This is a genomic window from Streptomyces venezuelae (genome assembly GCF_008642295.1).
In the GTDB taxonomy this organism is placed as follows: domain Bacteria; phylum Actinomycetota; class Actinomycetes; order Streptomycetales; family Streptomycetaceae; genus Streptomyces; species Streptomyces venezuelae_C.
Genome location: NZ_CP029190.1, coordinates 4,998,004 through 5,015,640, shown reverse-complemented (window position 1 = coordinate 5,015,640; position 17,637 = coordinate 4,998,004). Strand labels below are relative to the sequence as shown.

The 17,637-nt window shown below is 70.0% G+C and carries 14 protein-coding genes and 1 pseudogene; 2 read left to right on the top strand and 13 right to left on the bottom strand.

Annotated features, from left to right (window positions below):
• Positions 1 to 7 precede the first annotated feature (7 nt).
• Both DEJ50_RS22510 and DEJ50_RS22505 read right to left on the bottom strand, forming a co-directional pair.
• Entirely contained in the window at positions 8 to 436 is a 429-nt protein-coding gene (locus DEJ50_RS22510) for a PIN domain nuclease (RefSeq protein WP_190344619.1), read from the bottom strand.
• The gene (locus DEJ50_RS22505; protein ID WP_223837872.1) at positions 409 to 654 is read right to left on the bottom strand and encodes a type II toxin-antitoxin system VapB family antitoxin; all 246 of its coding nucleotides are present in this window, start codon (positions 652 to 654) and stop codon (positions 409 to 411) included. Before DEJ50_RS22505 ends, DEJ50_RS22510 begins: the two co-directional genes overlap by 28 nt.
• Positions 655 to 842: 188 nt before the next feature.
• Between DEJ50_RS22505 and DEJ50_RS22500 the strand changes: the two genes are divergently transcribed.
• Positions 843 to 2,285, top strand: coding sequence for a recombinase family protein (locus tag DEJ50_RS22500; protein WP_150209782.1), 1,443 nt, complete (start codon positions 843 to 845; stop codon positions 2,283 to 2,285).
• Positions 2,286 to 2,333: 48 nt separating this feature from the next.
• Here DEJ50_RS22500 and DEJ50_RS22495 read toward each other — a convergent pair whose 3' ends face one another.
• The 10 genes and pseudogenes from DEJ50_RS22495 to folC all read right to left on the bottom strand — a co-directional run bounded on the left by DEJ50_RS22495 (position 2,334) and on the right by folC (position 15,083).
• On the bottom strand, positions 2,334 to 4,262 hold the full coding sequence (locus DEJ50_RS22495) for a TIGR03960 family B12-binding radical SAM protein (RefSeq protein ID WP_150209780.1): 1,929 nt from the start codon (positions 4,260 to 4,262) through the stop codon (positions 2,334 to 2,336).
• A 77-nt stretch (positions 4,263 to 4,339) separates the two neighbouring features.
• A pseudogene (locus tag DEJ50_RS22490) lies at positions 4,340 to 5,853 on the bottom strand (CHAD domain-containing protein).
• 93 nt (positions 5,854 to 5,946) lie between these two features.
• Positions 5,947 to 7,146, bottom strand: coding sequence for a rod shape-determining protein RodA (rodA, locus tag DEJ50_RS22485; protein ID WP_150209778.1), 1,200 nt, complete (start codon positions 7,144 to 7,146; stop codon positions 5,947 to 5,949).
• 7 nt (positions 7,147 to 7,153) lie between these two features.
• On the bottom strand, positions 7,154 to 9,319 hold the full coding sequence (gene mrdA, locus DEJ50_RS22480) for a penicillin-binding protein 2 (RefSeq protein WP_150209776.1): 2,166 nt from the start codon (positions 9,317 to 9,319) through the stop codon (positions 7,154 to 7,156).
• A gap of 16 nt (positions 9,320 to 9,335) precedes the next feature.
• Positions 9,336 to 10,067: a rod shape-determining protein MreD gene (gene mreD / locus DEJ50_RS22475; protein ID WP_150209774.1), complete on the bottom strand. Its 732-nt coding sequence runs from the start codon at positions 10,065 to 10,067 to the stop codon at positions 9,336 to 9,338.
• Positions 10,068 to 10,079: 12 nt separating this feature from the next.
• Positions 10,080 to 11,030: a rod shape-determining protein MreC gene (gene mreC, locus DEJ50_RS22470; RefSeq protein ID WP_150209772.1), complete on the bottom strand. Its 951-nt coding sequence runs from the start codon at positions 11,028 to 11,030 to the stop codon at positions 10,080 to 10,082.
• Between the two features lie 143 nt (positions 11,031 to 11,173).
• Positions 11,174 to 12,193 carry a rod shape-determining protein gene (locus DEJ50_RS22465; protein WP_125647420.1) on the bottom strand — a complete coding sequence of 340 codons (1,020 nt, stop codon included), beginning with the start codon at positions 12,191 to 12,193 and terminating at the stop codon, positions 11,174 to 11,176.
• Positions 12,194 to 12,673: 480 nt separating this feature from the next.
• Positions 12,674 to 13,084 (bottom strand): nucleoside-diphosphate kinase, encoded by a 411-nt coding sequence (ndk, locus tag DEJ50_RS22460; protein ID WP_150209770.1) that lies wholly within the window; start codon positions 13,082 to 13,084, stop codon positions 12,674 to 12,676.
• 94 nt (positions 13,085 to 13,178) lie between these two features.
• The gene (locus DEJ50_RS22455; protein ID WP_150209768.1) at positions 13,179 to 13,556 is read right to left on the bottom strand and encodes a DUF4233 domain-containing protein; all 378 of its coding nucleotides are present in this window, start codon (positions 13,554 to 13,556) and stop codon (positions 13,179 to 13,181) included.
• A 3-nt stretch (positions 13,557 to 13,559) separates the two neighbouring features.
• On the bottom strand, positions 13,560 to 15,083 hold the full coding sequence (gene folC / locus DEJ50_RS22450) for a bifunctional tetrahydrofolate synthase/dihydrofolate synthase (protein WP_150209767.1): 1,524 nt from the start codon (positions 15,081 to 15,083) through the stop codon (positions 13,560 to 13,562).
• Positions 15,084 to 15,200: 117 nt separating this feature from the next.
• Between folC and DEJ50_RS22445 the strand changes: the two genes are divergently transcribed.
• Positions 15,201 to 16,223, top strand: coding sequence for a rod shape-determining protein (locus DEJ50_RS22445; RefSeq protein ID WP_150209765.1), 1,023 nt, complete (start codon positions 15,201 to 15,203; stop codon positions 16,221 to 16,223).
• A gap of 170 nt (positions 16,224 to 16,393) precedes the next feature.
• Here the strand turns inward: DEJ50_RS22445 and DEJ50_RS22440 are convergent, their stop codons facing one another.
• Positions 16,394 to 17,545 carry a sensor histidine kinase gene (locus tag DEJ50_RS22440; protein ID WP_150209763.1) on the bottom strand — a complete coding sequence of 384 codons (1,152 nt, stop codon included), beginning with the start codon at positions 17,543 to 17,545 and terminating at the stop codon, positions 16,394 to 16,396.
• Between the last annotated feature and the right edge of the window lie 92 nt (positions 17,546 to 17,637).

The window sequence follows — 17,637 nt, the reverse complement described above, 5'->3', positions numbered from 1 at the left end:
AGGACATTCAGTCGATGCTTCCGGGTTCCGCGAGCCAGCGGGTCCGCAGATCCGTGTGCTTCGCGATCGTCTCGAAGTCCCGGTCGTAGTGCAGGACGGTGAGCCGGTGGTGCCGGGCGGTCACCGCCACGACGAGGTCGACGAGTCCGGCGGAGCGCAGGGCCCCGGCCTCTGCCAGCGTCGACTGGAGCGCGAGGGTCTCCGCCCAGACCCCGTCGGGGATCCCGTACCAGGTGTAGAGGTCACCGAGAGCGTCGCGCATCTCGGCGTACTGGCCGGCCGACCGCACCGAGTACAGCACCTCGACCTCCGTCGCCGCGCACATCCCGATCCGGCCGGCCCCCATAGCACCGCGCCAGGTGGCATACGGGCCGGGCAAGGTGATGCGGTGCGCTGCCGAGGTGTCGATCAGGAACTGGCCGTCGCCTTCTCCCACGATCCGCGCACCTCCTCCTTGAAGCCCGGCTCCCGCCCCTTGTCGAACGCGCCGTCCTCATCAAGCGCAAGGAGCCTGGCGAGCGCCCTTTCCCTTCTGACCCGTGCTCCTATTTCCGCCAGCGCGGCGTTCACGGTGTCCTTCTTGGTCTTCGTCCCCAGCGCCTGCGCGGCAAGGGCGAGCGCTTCCTCATCGAGATCGATCACAGTCTTCGCCATGGATATCCACCTCCTTGAAAAAACTATACCTACGACCCATCACCGCAGAAACATTTCACCACCCCTCGAACACATATGCCCCCGCCGGGAAGCGGGCGGGGCTGGATGTGGGTGTCCATCTGCGGACAGAACCCCACACGCCCACAACCGGAGCCGGAACCTGTCGTTGCCACGGAGTGATGACACCCATGGACGAGAAGCAGGGAACGTATGCGGCGGGCGTTCACTGGAGAGAGCCCGACCTGGCGATGCTCGATGCGTTCCAGAGGGACGAGAGCACGCTTCCGGCGGACGCCCCGCGCGCCCTGATATCGGTGCGGCTCTCCGCTCTCACCGCGGACACCACGTCGCCCGTGCGTCAGGAGCTCGAACTCCGGAGCATGGCCAGGGAACGGGGGTTACGTGTCGTGGGTGTCGCCAGGGATCTCAACGTCTCGGCCACCCGGGTCGCGCCGTGGCAGCGCAAGGAACTGGGGCGCTGGCTGAACGACCGCGTGCCGGATTTCGATGTCATCCTCTTCTGGAAAATGGACCGCTTCGTCCGGCGGGTGACCGATCTCAGCGCCATGATCGATTGGTGTTCGGCCCATGGGAAGAACCTGGTCTCCAAGCACGACGTCATCGACCTGTCCACCCCGCTCGGTCAGGCCACGGCAAAGTTCGTCGGCACTCTGGCGGAGATCGAGACAGGCAGCACGATCGCCAGGGTGACGAGCCTTTGGGACTACGCCAAAACGCAGTCGGACTGGCTCGTTGGGAAGCCGCCCTACGGATACGTGACCGATGGCGGCAGGAAGCTGGTCATTGAGCCGCAGGCGCAGCGCGTGCTCCGATGGTGTTACGACGCAGCAGTGCGGGGAGTCTCGGCACGTCGCATGACCATCGTGCTCAGCCGCGGTGGGGTTCCGACCGGCGGCGGTGGGCAGTGGACGACCAGCACGCTACTGAGGAGGTTGCGGAACCCGGCGCTGATGGGACTGCGGGTCGTGGAGGCAAACGATGGCGGCGTCCGCCGGTCCAGGGTCGTCCGTGACAAGGACGGCGTCCCTGTCCGCGTGGCAGATCCGATCTTCACGGAGGCCGAGTGGCAGACCCTGCAAACCGCCCTCGACAGGCGGAGCAAGTCGCAGCCCCATCGCAGCCCGCGCGGAGCGACCGCGTTCCTCGGGGTTCTGGTCTGCACGGACTGCGGCACGAACATGACGGTCAAGCGGACCGCGGTCCAGGGCCGCACCTACGCCTACCTGCGCTGCCGGAACTGCCCGAGCGGGGGTTTGGGCGCCCCTGACCCGGATGCCGTCTACCGGGCGCTCCGCGCCCAGGTCATGACCGCACTGGGTGCGCAGCCGGTACGCACACGGGAGTACGTGCGCGGTGAGCTGGGACTTCGGCAGGCCAAGCCGCATTGGACCATCGCAGCGAGTGGTGAGTCCTTCGGCGATCGGTGGGAACGCGAGGGACAGGAAGTCATGACCGACGACCTGCGGCGGGCTGGAATCACCTGCCGGGTCAGTCGCACGAAAATCCCCAGGACCAGAGCACCGGAGGTCGAGCTGGAGCTCAGCGTTCCCCCCGATGCCGAGGAGCGCCTGATCATCAAGCAGGATGCATTCGCGGACCTGGTCCGCTGACGCCGTCGGCCCCGTCCTCGGTGGACGGGGCCGACGGATCAGGCACCGCTACTTGTTGACCACCGAAAGCGGAAGCAGCTTCTTGCCCGTGGGGCCGATCTGAATGTCGAGGCCCAGCTGCGGGCAGACGCCGCAGTCGAAGCACGGGGTCCAGCGGCAGTCCTCGACCTCGGTTTCGTCCAGGGCGTCCTGCCAGTCCTCCCAGAGCCAGTCCTTGTCCAGGCCGGAGTCCAGGTGGTCCCAGGGCAGGACTTCCTCGTAGGTGCGCTCGCGGGTGGTGTACCAGGCCACGTCCACGCCGTACTCGGGCAGGGTCTTCTCGGCCGCCTGCATCCAGCGGTCGTAGGAGAAGTGCTCGCGCCAGCCGTCGAAGCGGCCACCGTCCTCGTACACCGCGCGGATGACGTCGCCGATCCGGCGGTCGCCGCGAGAGAGCAGGCCCTCGACGATGCCCGGCTTGCCGTCGTGGTAGCGGAAGCCGATGGAGCGGCCGTACTTCTTGTCGCCGCGGATCTTGTCGCGGAGCTTCTCCAGGCGGGCGTCGGTCTCCTCCGCCGACAGCTGCGGGGCCCACTGGAACGGGGTGTGGGGCTTCGGGACGAAGCCTCCGATGGAGACCGTGCAGCGGATGTCGTTCTGGCCGGAGACCTCGCGGCCCTTGGCGATCACGTTGACCGCCATGTCGCCGATCTGGAGGACGTCCTCGTCGGTCTCGGTGGGCAGACCGCACATGAAGTACAGCTTCACCTGGCGCCAGCCGTTGCCGTACGCCGTGGCGACGGTCCGGATCAGGTCCTCCTCCGAGACCATCTTGTTGATGACCTTGCGCATGCGCTCGGAGCCGCCCTCGGGGGCGAAGGTGAGGCCGGACCGGCGACCGTTGCGGGTCAGCTCGTTGGCCAGGTCGACGTTGAAGGCGTCGACGCGGGTGGACGGGAGCGACAGGCCGATCTTGTCGTCCGTATAGCGGTCCGCCAGACCCTTCGCGATCTCACCGATCTCGGTGTGGTCCGCGGAGGACAGGGAAAGCAGGCCGACCTCTTCGAAGCCGGTCGCCTTCAGGCCCTTCTCCACCATTTCGCCGATGCCGGTGATGCTTCGCTCCCGCACGGGGCGCGTGATCATGCCGGCCTGGCAGAAACGGCAGCCGCGGGTGCAGCCGCGGAAGATCTCCACCGACATCCGCTCGTGGACGGTCTCGGCGAGCGGGACCAGCGGCTGCTTGGGGTAGGGCCACTCGTCCAGGTCCATGACGGTGTGCTTGGAGACCCGCCACGGCACACCGGAGCGGTTGGGGACGACGCGGCCGATGCGGCCGTCGGCCAGGTACTCCACGTCGTAGAAGCCCGGGACGTAGATGTTGCCCGTCTTCGCGAGGCGGAAGAGGACCTCCTCGCGCCCGCCCGGGCGGCCCTCCGCCTTCCAGCCGCGGATGATCTCGGTCATGTCGAGCACGGCCTGCTCGCCGTCGCCGATGACCGCCGCGTCGATGAAGGCGGCGATCGGCTCCGGGTTGAAGGCCGCGTGGCCGCCGGCCAGCACGATCGGGTGGTCAACGGTGCGGTCCTTGGACTCCAGCGGGATACCGGCCAGGTCCAGGGCCGTGAGCATGTTGGTGTAGCCCAGCTCCGTGGAGAAGGACAGACCGAACACGTCGAAGGCGGAGACCGGGCGGTGCGAGTCCACCGTGAACTGGGGCACGCCGTGCTCGCGCATCAGCGCTTCCAGGTCCGGCCAGACGCTGTACGTGCGTTCGGCCAGCACGCCTTCGCGCTCGTTGAGCACCTCGTACAGGATCATGACGCCCTGGTTGGGGAGACCGACCTCGTACGCGTCCGGGTACATGAGCGCCCAGCGGACGTCGCACTCGTCCCAGGCCTTGACGGTCGAGTTGAGCTCGCCGCCGACGTACTGGATCGGCTTCTGGACGTGCGGGAGCAAAGCCTCGAGCTGAGGAAAAACGGACTCGGCGGGCATCTCGCGACCTTCGTGAGCTGGCAGGGGCGACTCTCTAGCGTAACCCGCCCGGAGTCGCCCCCTGATCCGCGTGAGCGCTACAGGTCACGCAGGCGGGGGTCCGAGGCCTCGGCCCAGACGTCCGGGAGGTCGCGTTCAGCCCGTTCCGCACGAGCCTGCTCGCGGCCGTGGAGAAGACCCCAGGTGAAGGAGGGCTCGCCGGCGCCGTTGGACTGGTGGGCCAGGTCGAGGAGGGCGGCACGGGCGACCACGCTGTCCTGGTGTTCGCCGAGCAGGCTCTGGACGGACTTCATGGCCTTGGCAAGCTTCCTGGCGGGTTTGCCGAGCGCGGGCTCGGCGGCTTCCGCTGCGTAGCGGGCGCGTTTGGCGGCTTTGCGGGCGTCGTGCAGAGCGTGGTCGCGCTCCTCCCCCGGGTCCATGGACAGGGCGTGATCGACGCGGGCGGCGAGGCGGCCGTAGTCGCGCAGGACCGCCTTGGGCAGGGCCTTCGCGGCCGGCTTGTCGGCCCCGGGGAGGAGCGGCGGGTCGGCGAGCAGGCCCTCCAGGGTGTCGAGGAGAGCGAGATGGCGTGCGCTGTCGAGGGCAACGAGGGCTTGGCGGCGGGAGGCGGAGCGGCGGGTCTTGTTCCAGGTGCGGAGGCGGCGGCGGACCGGTCCGGAGACGAGGGTGCGGGGGAGATCGGCGAGCGCCGTCTGGACGTGCTCGTGAAGGACCTCTTGGTCGCGGTCGACGCCGAGTTCCTGGCCGAGCCAGCGCAGCTCCTCGCCGATCGGGTCGGTGGTCTCGCGGTCCAGGATCTTGCGGTAGCTCTTGAAGGCGCTGCGCAGCCGGCGGGCGGCGACCCGCATCTGGTGGACGGAGTCGGGCTGGTTGCGGCGTACGGCCGGATCCTGCGTGATCAGGGCGTCGACCTGCTCCCGTACGTATGCCAGGAGGTGGCCGCCGGCGGTGTCGTCGGCGGGGCCGGGGCGGGGCGGGCGGGGGGTTCGGTGCCGGTCTCGGCGAGGGCGCGGGCGAGTTTGGAGGGGGCGCCGGAGACCTTGAGTCCGGCCTTCCTGAACTTCTTCTCCACGGCGTCGAGGAGGGCGGGGTCGATGCCGTCGGCGAGTTCCACCTCGACCTCGGTCCAGGAGGCGGCGGTGTCGTCCCGCTCGGCGGTGACGGCGTCGGTGCTGAGTTCCGCGAGCAGGGTTCCTTCGGCGTCGACGAGGTGGCTGACCTTGCGCGAGGAGAGCAGCCGGACCTGGGGTTGCAGGGTGGCGTGGCGCACCCGGGAGCGGACCAGGGCGGCGAGGGGCCCGGGAACGGTGTCCCCGAGGGGGGCCTGGACCTCGTCGCGGACGCCGGGGGCGACGGGCAGTTTGAGGTGCCAGCCGGCGTCCTCGCCGCCGGTCCGGCGGCGCAGGGTCAGGCCGTCGGCGGCGAGCCGCTGGTCGGGGGTGTCGTAGTAGACGGCGTCGAGGTCGGCCGTGCCCCGGTCGAGTACGGCGGCGATGCCGGCCGTTCCGGTCAGGTCCGGCACGCCGCGCTGCTCGGCCTTGGCCTTCGTGAACTCGAATTTCCGCTCGATTTCCCGCTTGGTGTCCGCCATAGCCCGAATTTAGTCCTGAACGAAGGCTGACGCGCAGGTTACGAACAGATTCGGCCCCCGATCAGTCCTGATCGCAGTCATGATCGGATCTGCTCAGGCGGACAAGGGTCGTTGTACCCGGATCGACTGGAGCAGGCCGACCGCCACCCACACCGCGAACATCGAGGAGCCGCCATAGGACACGAACGGCAGCGGGAGGCCCGCCACCGGCATGATCCCCAGGTTCATCCCGATGTTCTCGAAGGCCTGGAAGGCGAACCAGGCGATGATCCCGGCCGCCACGATCGTCCCGTACAGCTCGGTGGTCTCCCGGGCGATCACGCAGGCCCGCCACAGCACGACCCCGAGCAGGCCGATGATGAGGATGCCGCCGACGAAGCCGAGCTCCTCCCCCGCCACCGTGAACACGAAGTCGGTCTGCTGCTCCGGTACGAACTGTCCGGTGGTCTGCGGGCCCTTGAACAGGCCGGAGCCCAGCAGGCCGCCGCCGCCGATCGCGATCCGCGCCTGGTTGGTGTTGTAGCCGGCGCCCGAGGGGTCGAGCTCGGGGTTGGCGAAGGCGGCGAAGCGGTTGATCTGGTACTCGTCGAGTACGCCCAGCTGCCAGACCAGGATCGCGCCGGCCGTCCCGGAGCCGATGAGCCCCAGCACCCAGCGGTTGGAGGCGCCGGAGGCCAGCAGCACGCCGAGCACGATGACCACCATGACCATCACCGACCCCAGGTCGGGCATCAGCATCACGATGCCCATGGGGGCGGCGGCCAGGCACAGCGCCTTGACCACCGTCCGGTGCTCGGGGTGGACCAGGTCGCCCGCGTCCACCCGGGCCGCCAGCAGCATCGCCATCACCAGGATGATCGTGACCTTCACGAACTCCGAGGGCTGGAGCGAGAAGCCGCCGCCGATGACGATCCAGGCGTGCGCGCCGTTGATGGTGGCGCCGAGCGGGGTGAGCACCGCCGCGACCAGGATCAGCGAGAGCCCGTAGAGGACCGGCACCGCTCCGCGCAGGTTGCGGTGGCCCAGGCAGACCGTTCCGATCATCAGCACCAGGCCGATCCCGGTGTTGAGGAGGTGGCGCCAGAGGAAGTACTGCGGGTCGCCCTGGTTGAGCGTGTCCCGGTGCCGGGTCGCGGACCACACCAGCAGGGCGCCGATCAGCGACAGCGCGAGCGCCGACAGCAGTATCGGCCAGTCGAGCCGGCGCAGGACCGAGTCGCGGGCCGTCAGCCGGGCGAGCGGGCCCTTCTGGGGTGCGTACCGGGATACGGAGAACTTGTTGGCGATCGGCATCAGCGGCTCAGTCGTGTCGCAGGGGCGGCGGGCCGGCGAGCGGGGGCACCAGCTCCTCCGGGGACGGGGGCACGTACGGCCTGACCTCGGGGGCCACGATGGTGCCGTCGGGCTGCACGGTGGGCAGCTTGGATTCCGGCTTGGGCAGCAGGGCCTTGCCGAGGTCCTGCTTGCCGGACATGGTGAGGCCGTACATCGCGTTGTAGATGTTGCGCACGGCGGGGCCCGAGGCACCCGAGCCGGTGCCTGCCTGGGAGATCGTCATCACGATGGTGAAGTCGTCGGTGTAGGTCGCCAGCCAGGAGGTGGTCTGCTTGCCGTAGACCTGGGCGGTGCCGGTCTTGGCCCGCATCGGGATCCTGTCCTGGGGCCAGCCGAGGAACCGCCAGTTGGCGGTGCCGCCGGGCTCCACCACCGAGCGCAGGCCCTTGTCGAGGTCCTTGACGGTCTTGGCGTCGACCGGCAGCTTCCCGTGGGCCTTGGGCTCGATCATCCGGGTCTTGCCATCGGGGGTGATCACGGCCTTGCCGACGGTGGGGTTGAAGAGGGTGCCGCCGTTGCTGATGGCGGCATAGGCGGTGGCCATCTGGATGGGGGTGACGAGGACGTCGCCCTGCCCGATGGCGAAGTTGATGCTGTCGTACGCCTTCAGCTGGTTGCCTTCGAGGCAGCTCTCATAGGCGATCTGCTCGACGTAGCTGCCGCCCTTCTTGCCCTGCTTGCACCAGGAGTCCTTGTTGGCCTTCCAGAAGCTCTGCTTCCACTGGCGGTCGGGAATCCGGCCGGTGACCTCGTTCGGCAGGTCGATCCCGGTCTCCGAGCCGAGTCCGAACTCGCGGGCGGTCCGGTAGAACCAGTCGTGGGCGTCCTTCTTGGGCTCGAGGCCGCCGTCGCGCTGCCACTCCTTGTGTCCGAGGGCGTAGAAGACGGTGTTGCAGGAGAACTTGAGGGCGTCGCCCAGGGAGATGGGGCCGTGGCCCTTGGACTCGAAGTTCGCGAAGCTCCGGCCGCCCATGTTGTAGGAGGCGCTGCAGTTGTACTTCTCGTCGAAGGGGTAGCCGGCCCGCACGGCCGCGCTCGCCGACACCACCTTGAAGATGGAGCCTGCGGGGGCCTGGCCCTGGATGGCCCGGTTGAGCAGCGGGTAGTTGGACTTCTCGCTGGTGAGCCTGGCGTAGTCGGCACCGGAGATGCCGCCGACCCAGGCGTTGGGGTCGTAGTCGGGCTGGGAGGCCATCGCGACCACGCGCCCGGTCTTGGTCTCCATGACGACGACGGCGCCCGCGTCGGCCGCGTACTTGCGGCCGGTGATCTTGTCGGTCTCCTTGCGGACGGTCTTCATCGCCTGGTGGAGTTCGTACTCGGCAACGGCCTGGACCCGGGCGTCGATGCTGGTGACCAGGGTGGACCCGGCCACGCCCGGGTCGGACTTCGTCTCACCCATGACCCGGCCGAGGTTGTCGACCTCGTACGAGGTGACCTGGGCCTTTCCGCGCAGATCCTTGTCGTATATGCGCTCGATGCCGGAGCGGCCGACCTGGTCGGAGCGCAGGTGCGGCGAGGCGGTGTCCTTGGCCTTCTGGATCTCGTCGTCGGTGACCGGCGAGAGGTAGCCGAGCACCTGGGCGGTGCGGCCTCCGCCGGGCGCCGGGTAGCGGCGTACGGCGGTGGGTTCGGCGGTGATGCCGGGGAAGTCCTCGGGACGCTCGCGGATCTGCAGGGCCTGCTGGGTGGTGGCTTCGAGGGTGACCGGGATCGGCTGGTACGGGGAGCCGTTCCAGCAGGGCTTGGGGGTCTGGGAGTCGCAGAGCCGGACCTTGTCCATGACCTCCTGCGGCTGCATGTCCAGGACGCCGGCGAGCCGGGTCAGAACGGCCTTGCCCCGGTCCTTTATCCGCATCAGCTCGGTACGGGACGCGGAGACGACCAGCCGGGTCTCGTTGTCCGCGAGCGCGACCCCGCGGGCGTCCAGGATGGAGCCGCGCACGGCGGGCTGGACCACGCGCTGGACGTGGTTGCTCCTGGCCTCGTCGGCGTACTCGTGGCCGTTGCGGATCTGCAGGTACCAGAGCCGGCCGCCCAGCGTGCACAGCAGCGAGAACACCAGTACCTGGATGATGACGAGCCGGATCTGCACCCGGGGGGTGCGGCCGGTCTCCGGAATGTTCGTCATGCGTCGTGCTCCCCCGTCACAGCTTCTTGACGCTCTTCACGCTCTTCATGCCCTTGACGCTCTTCACGCCCTTGATCCCCTTGACGCCCTTTATGCGGACGGCCCGGTTGGCGCGGCTGCGGGCGGTCTTCAGCCGCAGGCCGCCGCGCTGGCTGCCGATGCGCAGTCCGGTGCCGCCGGAAAGCCAGCCGGAGGACACGTCGGTGCCCTGGGGCGGGCCGCCGTTGGCCTCCACCGCCATCGGGTCGTTCTCGGCACGGCGGGCGAGCGCCATGATGAACGGCACCGTGAACGGAGCCAGCAGCAGGTCGTACAGGACGGCGCTGAACAGCAGGCTGCCGAGGCCGACATGGCGTTCCGCGGTGTCGCCGACCAGGACGCCCACTCCGACGTAGAGCAGGATGGAGCCGACGGCGGCGGCCAGCACGGTGAGCATCGGGCCCCAGGCGGAGCGGAAGCGGCCGTTGTCGGGGCGGGCGAGGCCCACCAGGTAGCCGATGACGCACAGCACCAGGGCGTAGCGGCCGGCGGCGTGGTCGGCGGGCGGGGCCAGGTCGGCGAGGAGCCCGGCGCCGAAGCCGAGGATGGCGCCGCTCATCGGCCCGTACACCAGGGACAGGGCGACCACGGTGAGCAGCATCAGGTCGGGGACGGCACCGGGCAGTTGGAGCCGGCCGAGGATGGTGACCTGGATGACGAGGGCGACCACGATCAGGGTGGAGGAGAGCAGGATCCGGTTGAAACGCATGGCGGTCAGCTCCTACTCGTCGGCGGCGTCGGCCGGCTTGCCGGACACGCTCGGGGAAGGGGTGACCGTGACGGTGACCGTCGGAATGGGCTTCGGCGGCTCCGGCTTGGGCGGCAGGACGGCGTCGCGCGGGTCCTCGCGGGGCGGGACCACGACCACGCCGACGATGTCCAGGCGGGAGAAGCCGACGAAGGGGCGGACGTGGATGGTCCGGGTGAGGCCGCCGCCGGACGGGTCCACGCGGACCACCTCGCCGAGCGGGACACCGGGCACGAAGGGCCTGTTGGCGCGGGAGCCGAAGGTCACCAGGCGGTCGCCGGGGCTGACCTTGGCCTTGCCGTTGAGCATCTGGACGGACAGCGGGCGGTCCCCCTGGCCGGTGGCGAAACCGAGCTCGCCGGTCTTCTCCAGGCGGGTGCCGACGGTGAAGTCGGGGTCGCTGGCGAGGAGCACGGTGGCCGTGTCGGGGCCGACGGTGGTGACCCGGCCGACGAGTCCGTCGCCGTTGAGGACGGTCATGTCGCGCTGGATGCCGTCCTTGCTGCCGGCGTCGATGGTGACGGTCCAGGAGAAGCCCTGGGCCGCTCCTATGGCGATGACCTCGGCGCCCTTGATGCCGTACTGGCCGGCGCCGGCCCGCTTGAGCATGTCGTCGAGTTCCCGGATCCGGCTGCGGTTGCGGTCCTCGCTGCCGAGTTTGGCCTTGAGAGCGGCGTTCTCGCGTTCCAGCACGCTGATCCGGTCGTGCCGCTCCCCGGAGTCCCGTACCGCCCCTATGGCGTTGGCGACCGGGTCAACCGCGGTCGCGACTCCCTTTTCCACCGGGCCCAGGACCGCGGCGGCGGCCTGCCGGGCACCGTCGACCGGCGACTCCTCGCCTGCCCGGATGTCCACCGTGATCAGCGCGAACGCGACGGCGACCAGCAGTACCAGGAGCAGCCGGCTCTCTCGTGTGTCCCTCACGTGCGGCGGCCGTGCCTTCCTCATCGGATTCTTCAGTTGCCTGTATATCAACGATCCGCCGCACGGGAGCGGCAGCACCCGTACGGCGGATCCTTGTATTCCGCGTGTCCCCTGATGGAGGGGAAACGTTTACCGCCGCGGCTTCATCGCCGCGGCTGGGCGTCCAGGACCTGCTGGAGTGCCTCGAACTCCTCGACGCACTTGCCGGAGCCGAGGGCCACCGAGTCGAGCGGGTCTTCGGCGATGTGGATGGGCATGCCGGTCTCCCGGCGCAGCCGCTCGTCGAGGCCGCGGAGCAGCGCGCCGCCGCCGGTGAGGACGATGCCGCGGTCCATGATGTCGCCGGACAGCTCCGGGGGGCACTTGTCGAGGGTGGTCTTCACCGCGTCGACGATGGCGTTGACCGGCTCTTCGATGGCCTTGCGGACCTCGGCGGCGGAGATGACGACCGTCTTGGGCAGTCCGGAGACCAGGTCCCGGCCGCGGATTTCGGTGTGTTCGTCCTTGTCGAGGTCGTAGGCCGAGCCGATGGTGATCTTGATCTGCTCCGCGGTGCGCTCACCGAGGAGGAGGGAGTACTCCTTCTTGATGTGCTGGATGATCGCGTTGTCGAGCTCGTCGCCGGCCACCCGGATGGACTGCGCCGTGACGATTCCGCCGAGGGAGATGACAGCCACCTCCGTGGTGCCGCCACCGATGTCCACGACCATGTTGCCGGTCGCCTCGTGCACGGGCAGGCCGGAGCCGATGGCGGCGGCCATGGGCTCCTCGATGATGTGCACCTGACGGGCGCCGGCCTGGGTGGACGCCTCGATGACGGCGCGGCGCTCGACTCCGGTGATACCGGAGGGGACGCAGACCACGACGCGCGGGCGGGCCAGGTAGCGGCGCTTGTGGATCTTCAGGATGAAGTAGCGCAGCATGCGCTCGGTGATCTCGAAGTCGGCGATCACGCCGTCCTTGAGGGGTCGTACGGCGACGATGTTGCCGGGTGTCCGGCCGATCATCTTCTTCGCCTCGGAGCCGACCGCCAGGATGCCACCGGTGTTCGTGTTGATGGCGACCACGGAAGGCTCGTTGAGGACGATCCCCCGGCCCCTCACGTACACCAGCGTGTTGGCGGTCCCGAGGTCGACAGCCATGTCACGGCCGATGAACGACATTGAGTTCCCCTTGTTCCCCATGAGGAGCGTCTGGCCTTCCAGTTGATAGCGGCTGCTGTCAGGTCGGCGAGGTGGGTGTGTGGGTGGAGGCCCCATCGTAGTGCCGCACGTGAGGACATTGCGCGACGGGACTCCGGCGGCGCCGCCGGAACGGTTGCCCGCCCCCTGGAGGGGTGCCTTCAGGACCAGGCCGGCACGGGCGCCGGGCCGGCGGCCTGCGGCACCGGAGTTCCGCAGGGACATCTTCACCCGCCGCGCGGAACACCGCACCCGGACACCGCTCGCGGGTCCGGCCTGATCCTGAAGGCACTCCTGTCAGTGGTGACGTCGTGTCCTGCCCATGCGTTCCCGGTGGGCCCCGGGAATACCGAAGGGCGACCGAAATTACTTCGGTCGCCCCAGGTCGTAGCGCTATTCGGCTGATGTTGCGTCAGAGAGGAGTGCGCGCCCGGAGCTCGGGTCCGCGCCGCTCGGCCCGGGTCAGAGCGCCGGGAAGAACAGCTTCAGCTCGCGCTCGGCGGACTCCTCGGAGTCGGACGCGTGGATGAGGTTCTCGCGCACGATGGTCCCGAAGTCCCCGCGGATCGAACCGGGCGCCGCGGCGATCGGGTCGGTCGGACCGGCCAGCTGGCGCACGCCCTCGATCGCGCGCTCGCCCTCGACCACGAGGACGACCACGGGGCCGCTCGCCATGAAGCCCATCAGCGGCTCGTAGAAGGGCTTGCCCTTGTGCTCGCCGTAGTGCGCCTCCAGGGTCTCCTGGTCCAGGGTGCGCAGCTCCATCGCGGGAATGGTCCAGCCGGCCTTGCGCTCGATGCGGCCGATGATCTCGCCGATCAGCCCCCTCCTGACCGCGTCAGGCTTGAGGATGACGAGCGTGCGCTGGGACATGTTGCGACTCCTTGCGGCAAACGGGTGCGGTGCTACGAGGCTACAGGGAGCGCGGCGCCCGCCCCGTTCCCGGGGCGGGGCAGCGGCACCCCGCTCAGGCGTCGGTCGCGGTGCCGGCCTGGGGGCCCTGGGGGGCCTGGGCGGCTTCGGCGGCCCACCGGGCCTTGATGGCGTCCACCCGCTGGCCGTAGTGCAGCGAGCACCACCACAGGAGCGTGAAGAGCGCGCCCAGGAAGAACATCATCGGGACCACGAAGCCGCTGAGGATCAGGCCGATCTGAAGGGCCCAGCCGACCTGCACCGCGCCCGGGCGGGACAGCACCCCGCAGAGCAGCACGGACAGCAGCATCACCACGCCGCAGACCGTCCAGACCTGCACCTGGGTGAGGTCCGGGTCCTTCATGGCCACCAGGCCTGCGAAGCCCACGACGAAGAACTCGCCGATCAGCGTCGAGGCGCACAGGGTACGCACAGGTCAGCCCCTCTTCAGCAGCAGGCGGGCCTCGCCCACCGTGATCACGGACCCGGTCACCAGGACCCCGGCCCCTCCGTACTCGGCCTCTTCCTCCGCGAGGGTGATGGCCGCTTCCAGCGCGTCGTCCAGCCGCGGCTCCACCTGCACCCGGTCGGCCCCGAAGACCTCCACCGCGATGGCGGCCAGCTCGTCCGCGTCCAGCGCGCGGTGGCTGGTGTTCGAGGTGATCACGACCTCCGCGAAGATCGGCTCGAAGGCCTCCAGCACCCCCCGGACGTCCTTGCCCTCACTGGTGCCGACCACACCGACCAGCCGGCTGAACCCGAAGGCCTCGGTGATCGCCTCGGCGGTGACCGCCGCGCCGGCCGGGTTGTGCGCGGCGTCCAGGACCACGGTCGGGCTGCGCCGGACGACCTCCATCCGGCCGGGCGAGGTCACGGTGGCGAAGGCCGTGCGGACCGTGTCCACGTCCAGCGTCCGCGCGTGCTCCGCGCCGATCCCGAAGAAGGCCTCGACGGCGGCCAGGGCCACCGCCGCGTTCTGCGCCATGTGCGCGCCGTAGAGGGGGAGGAAGACGCCCTCGTACTCGCCGCCCAGGCCGCGCAGCGTCAGCTGCTGCCCGCCGACCGCGACCTCGCGGGAGACCACGCCGAACTCCATGCCGGCGCGGGCCACCGTGGCGTCCACCTCGACGGCCTTCTTCAGCAGCACCTGGGCCGCGTCCGCCGGCTGCTGCGCGAGGATGACGGTGGCGTCCTGCTTGATGATGCCGCCCTTCTCCTCCGCGATCTCGCCGGTGGTGGAGCCCAGCCGGTCGGTGTGGTCCAGGCTGATCGGGGTGATCACCGCGACCGCGCCGTCGATCACATTGGTGGCGTCCCAGGCGCCGCCCATGCCGACCTCGACCACCGCCACGTCCACCGGCGCGTCCGCGAAGGCCGCGTACGCCATGCCGGTGAGCACCTCGAAAAAGGACAGCCGGTAGTCCTGGGAGGCGTCGACCATCTCCACGTACGGCCGGATGTCCCGGTACGTCTCCACGAACCGCTCGGCGCTGATCGGCGCCCCGTCCAGGCTGATCCGCTCGGTGACGGACTGGACGTGGGGGCTGGTGTAGCGGCCGGTGCGCAGCTCGAAGGCGTTCAGCAGGGCCTCGATCATGCGGGCCGTGCTGGTCTTGCCGTTGGTGCCGGTGACATGGATGGAGGGGTAGGCGCGCTGGGGTTCGCCGAGGACGTCCATCAGGGCGGAGATCCGGGTGACGGACGGCTCCAGCTTGGTCTCGCCCCAGCGGGTCGAGAGCTCCTGCTCGACCTCGAGGAGCGCCTGGGCGACCTCGGGGTCGAGGGGCGCGGACGGCACCGGGTCGCCCTGCGGCGGACCCGCCTGGGTGCGCAGGGTGCGGCTGCCGGCCTCGATCACCGCCAGGTCGGGGTCACGGGTGGTCTCTTCCGCGACGATCTCGTCGAACTCGTCGGAGATCTCGGACCGGCGGTCACTGGGCTCGGGCTGCTGCTCACTCACACGCCCAGTCTACGGACGGGGGTGGGCGGGACTTCCGGCCCGGGCGGTTCGGGACCTTCGGCCGGAAGTGCGGCTTGATCGTTATGTAAGCCTTGCGGGCAGGAGATTGGGGAACAAATGCCGCAGGCCAGAACCAACAAGACAGCGTCCAGCCGGGACATCGGGATCGACCTGGGGACCGCGAACACCCTGGTCTACGCGCGGGGGCACGGAATCGTCCTCAATGAGCCGTCCGTGGTCGCGATCAAAGCGGACAGCGGCACCGCGCTGGCCGTGGGCAACGAGGCGAAGGCGACCATCGGGCGCACCCCCGGATCCATCACCGCGATCCGTCCGCTGAAGGACGGGGTGATCTGCGACTACGAGGCCGCGGAGGAGATGATCCGGCACTTCGTGCGGAAGGCGGTCCCGGGGCGTCGGGGGCGGACCCGGATGGTGGTGTGCGTACCGTCCGGGGTGACCGGGGTGGAGCGGCGGGCCATCGTCGATGCCGCTACCCGGGCGGGCGCGAAGAGCGTGCACCTGATCGAGGAGCCGATGGCGGCGGCCATCGGGGCGGGGCTGCCGGTGGCGGAGCCGCGGGGGTCGATGGTGGTGGACATCGGCGGGGGCACCACGGAGGTCGCGGTGATCTCGCTGGGCGGGATCGTCACCTCGCAGTCGCTGCGGGCGGGCGGGGACCGGCTGGACGCGGCGATCACGGACTACGTGCGCAAGGAGTACGGGCTGCTGATCGGCGAGCGGAGCGCGGAGGACGCGAAGATGGCCGTCGGCTCGGCCTGGCCGGTACCGGACCGGCCGGAGCTGGAGGGGCGCACGGTGCTGGTACGGGGCCGGGAGAAGATCGGCGGCATGCCGAGGACCCTGGAGCTGACCGCGGCGGAGGTGCGGGCGGCGCTGGACGAACCGATCGAGGCGATCATCGCGGCGGTGCGGACCACGCTGGAGGACTGCCCGCCGGAGCTCTCGGGCGATGTGATGGAGCACGGCATCGTCCTGACGGGCGGCGGCGCACTGCTCCCGGGCCTGGACCTGCGGATGGCCTCGGCCACGGGAATCCCGGTCTTCGTGGCGGACGCACCACTGGACTGCGTCGCCATCGGCTCGGGCCTCCGGGTGGAGGAACTGGACCGGCTGTAGCCCGGGCCCGGACCGCCCCGGCCGCCGAGGACTGCGCGGGCGAGTGAGCCGAAGGGGGCGCGCCGAGGGAACAGGGGCGAGCGCCCGCAGGAAACGCGAGGCACGAGCGTTTTCGAGGACGCACGCCCCTGTGAGCTCGGCTAAAGCGCCCCCGGAGGCGAACCGAGCCCCTAAAAACGCGGCAGGGTGGCGACGACCTCGTACGCCTCGGATGTGCGTTTCGCCGTCAGCGTGCCGCCCAGGCTGCGGACGCGTTCCGCCATGCTGGCGGTGCCCGAGCCCGCGGAGACCGGGGCCCGGCCGGCCGCCGTCCGGGCCGGGAGGGCGTTGGTGACCTCGATACGGAGTTCGGTGCCGTCCGCCGAGATGGACACGTCGACGGTCTCCCCTCCGGCGTGCTTCGCGGCGTTGGTGAGGCATTCCTGGACGACCCGGTACACCGCCGCCTGCCGCAGCGGGGACAGCGTGTGCACGTCCCCGTCCATGGCCAGGCGTACCGGGGAGCCGGCCCGGCCGCTCTCGTCGGCGAGGGCGGGCAGCCCGTCCACCCCCGGGGTGGCGGCCCGTTCGCCGCGCTGGACGATGATCTCGTTGAGGACGAGGTGGGCCCGGCGGGCCGTGTCCGAGAGCTCCTCGAAGTCCTTCGCGTACGCCGTCTCGCGCGAGCGCAGGGACAGTACCTCCGAGCGCACGGTCAGCAGGGTGAGTTCGCGTCCGACGAAGTCGTGGACGTCCCGCGCCACCGAGGTCCGCTCCTGCTGGACGGCCTGCAGGACGGCCGATTCGGCGCGGCGGGAGTCGAGTTCCCGCACCAGGTCCTGCCGGTAGGCGGCGATGCCGACGGCGGAGGCCAGGACGCCGATGGGGACCACCAGGCTGAGGAAGGAGCTGAAGCTCGCGGCCCGGTCGAGCGGCCAGCCCGGCACGGTGAACAGGGCGAGGGCGAAGGCGAGGTAGCCGAGGGTGGCGAGGATGCCGGCGCGCCGGCCCCGGTAGCGGCCGACGGAGTAGAGCGCGAACTGGATGAGGGTGAGCTCGTGCAGCCAGCCGATGAAGAGGAGGGCGACGGCGACCGACAGCCAGGGCAGCCGGCGGCGGACCAGGAGGGTGGCGGAGCCGAGAGCGAGGGCCGCCGCGGCCGTCAGGCCGGTGAGGGAGTTGTCGGCCGCGGCGAGCCCGGGGAGGTCCAGGGCCATCAGCGCGAGGCAGCTCAGCGCGGTCAGGACGTCAAGCGCCCGGGGTGACCCGGCCCAGCCCTCGGTGAGCCGGCGGCCGGTGGCCGCGGCCCACTGGACGGCCGAGGCGGCGGGCTTGACGTGCATGCCTTCCATCATCCGCGGTCGGCGCCATGGATCGGCTCTGCAGAGCGGCCCAGAATAAGTGATATACGGCACTCCGGATATGTCGGAAAGGG

Bases quoted from the DNA above. Each gene is read 5' to 3' on its own strand.
- DEJ50_RS22505 (WP_223837872.1), bottom strand. From the start codon at position 654: ATGGCGAAGACTGTGATCGATCTCGATGAGGAAGCGCTCGCCCTTGCC.
- DEJ50_RS22500 (WP_150209782.1), top strand. From the start codon at position 843: ATGGACGAGAAGCAGGGAACGTATGCGGCGGGCGTTCACTGGAGAGAG.
- DEJ50_RS22495 (WP_150209780.1), bottom strand. From the start codon at position 4,262: ATGCCCGCCGAGTCCGTTTTTCCTCAGCTCGAGGCTTTGCTCCCGCAC.
- rodA (WP_150209778.1), bottom strand. From the start codon at position 7,146: ATGCCGATCGCCAACAAGTTCTCCGTATCCCGGTACGCACCCCAGAAG.
- mrdA (WP_150209776.1), bottom strand. From the start codon at position 9,319: ATGACGAACATTCCGGAGACCGGCCGCACCCCCCGGGTGCAGATCCGG.
- mreD (WP_150209774.1), bottom strand. From the start codon at position 10,067: ATGCGTTTCAACCGGATCCTGCTCTCCTCCACCCTGATCGTGGTCGCC.
- DEJ50_RS22465 (WP_125647420.1), bottom strand. From the start codon at position 12,193: ATGTCGTTCATCGGCCGTGACATGGCTGTCGACCTCGGGACCGCCAAC.
- ndk (WP_150209770.1), bottom strand. From the start codon at position 13,084: ATGTCCCAGCGCACGCTCGTCATCCTCAAGCCTGACGCGGTCAGGAGG.
- DEJ50_RS22445 (WP_150209765.1), top strand. From the start codon at position 15,201: ATGCCGCAGGCCAGAACCAACAAGACAGCGTCCAGCCGGGACATCGGG.
- DEJ50_RS22440 (WP_150209763.1), bottom strand. From the start codon at position 17,545: ATGCACGTCAAGCCCGCCGCCTCGGCCGTCCAGTGGGCCGCGGCCACC.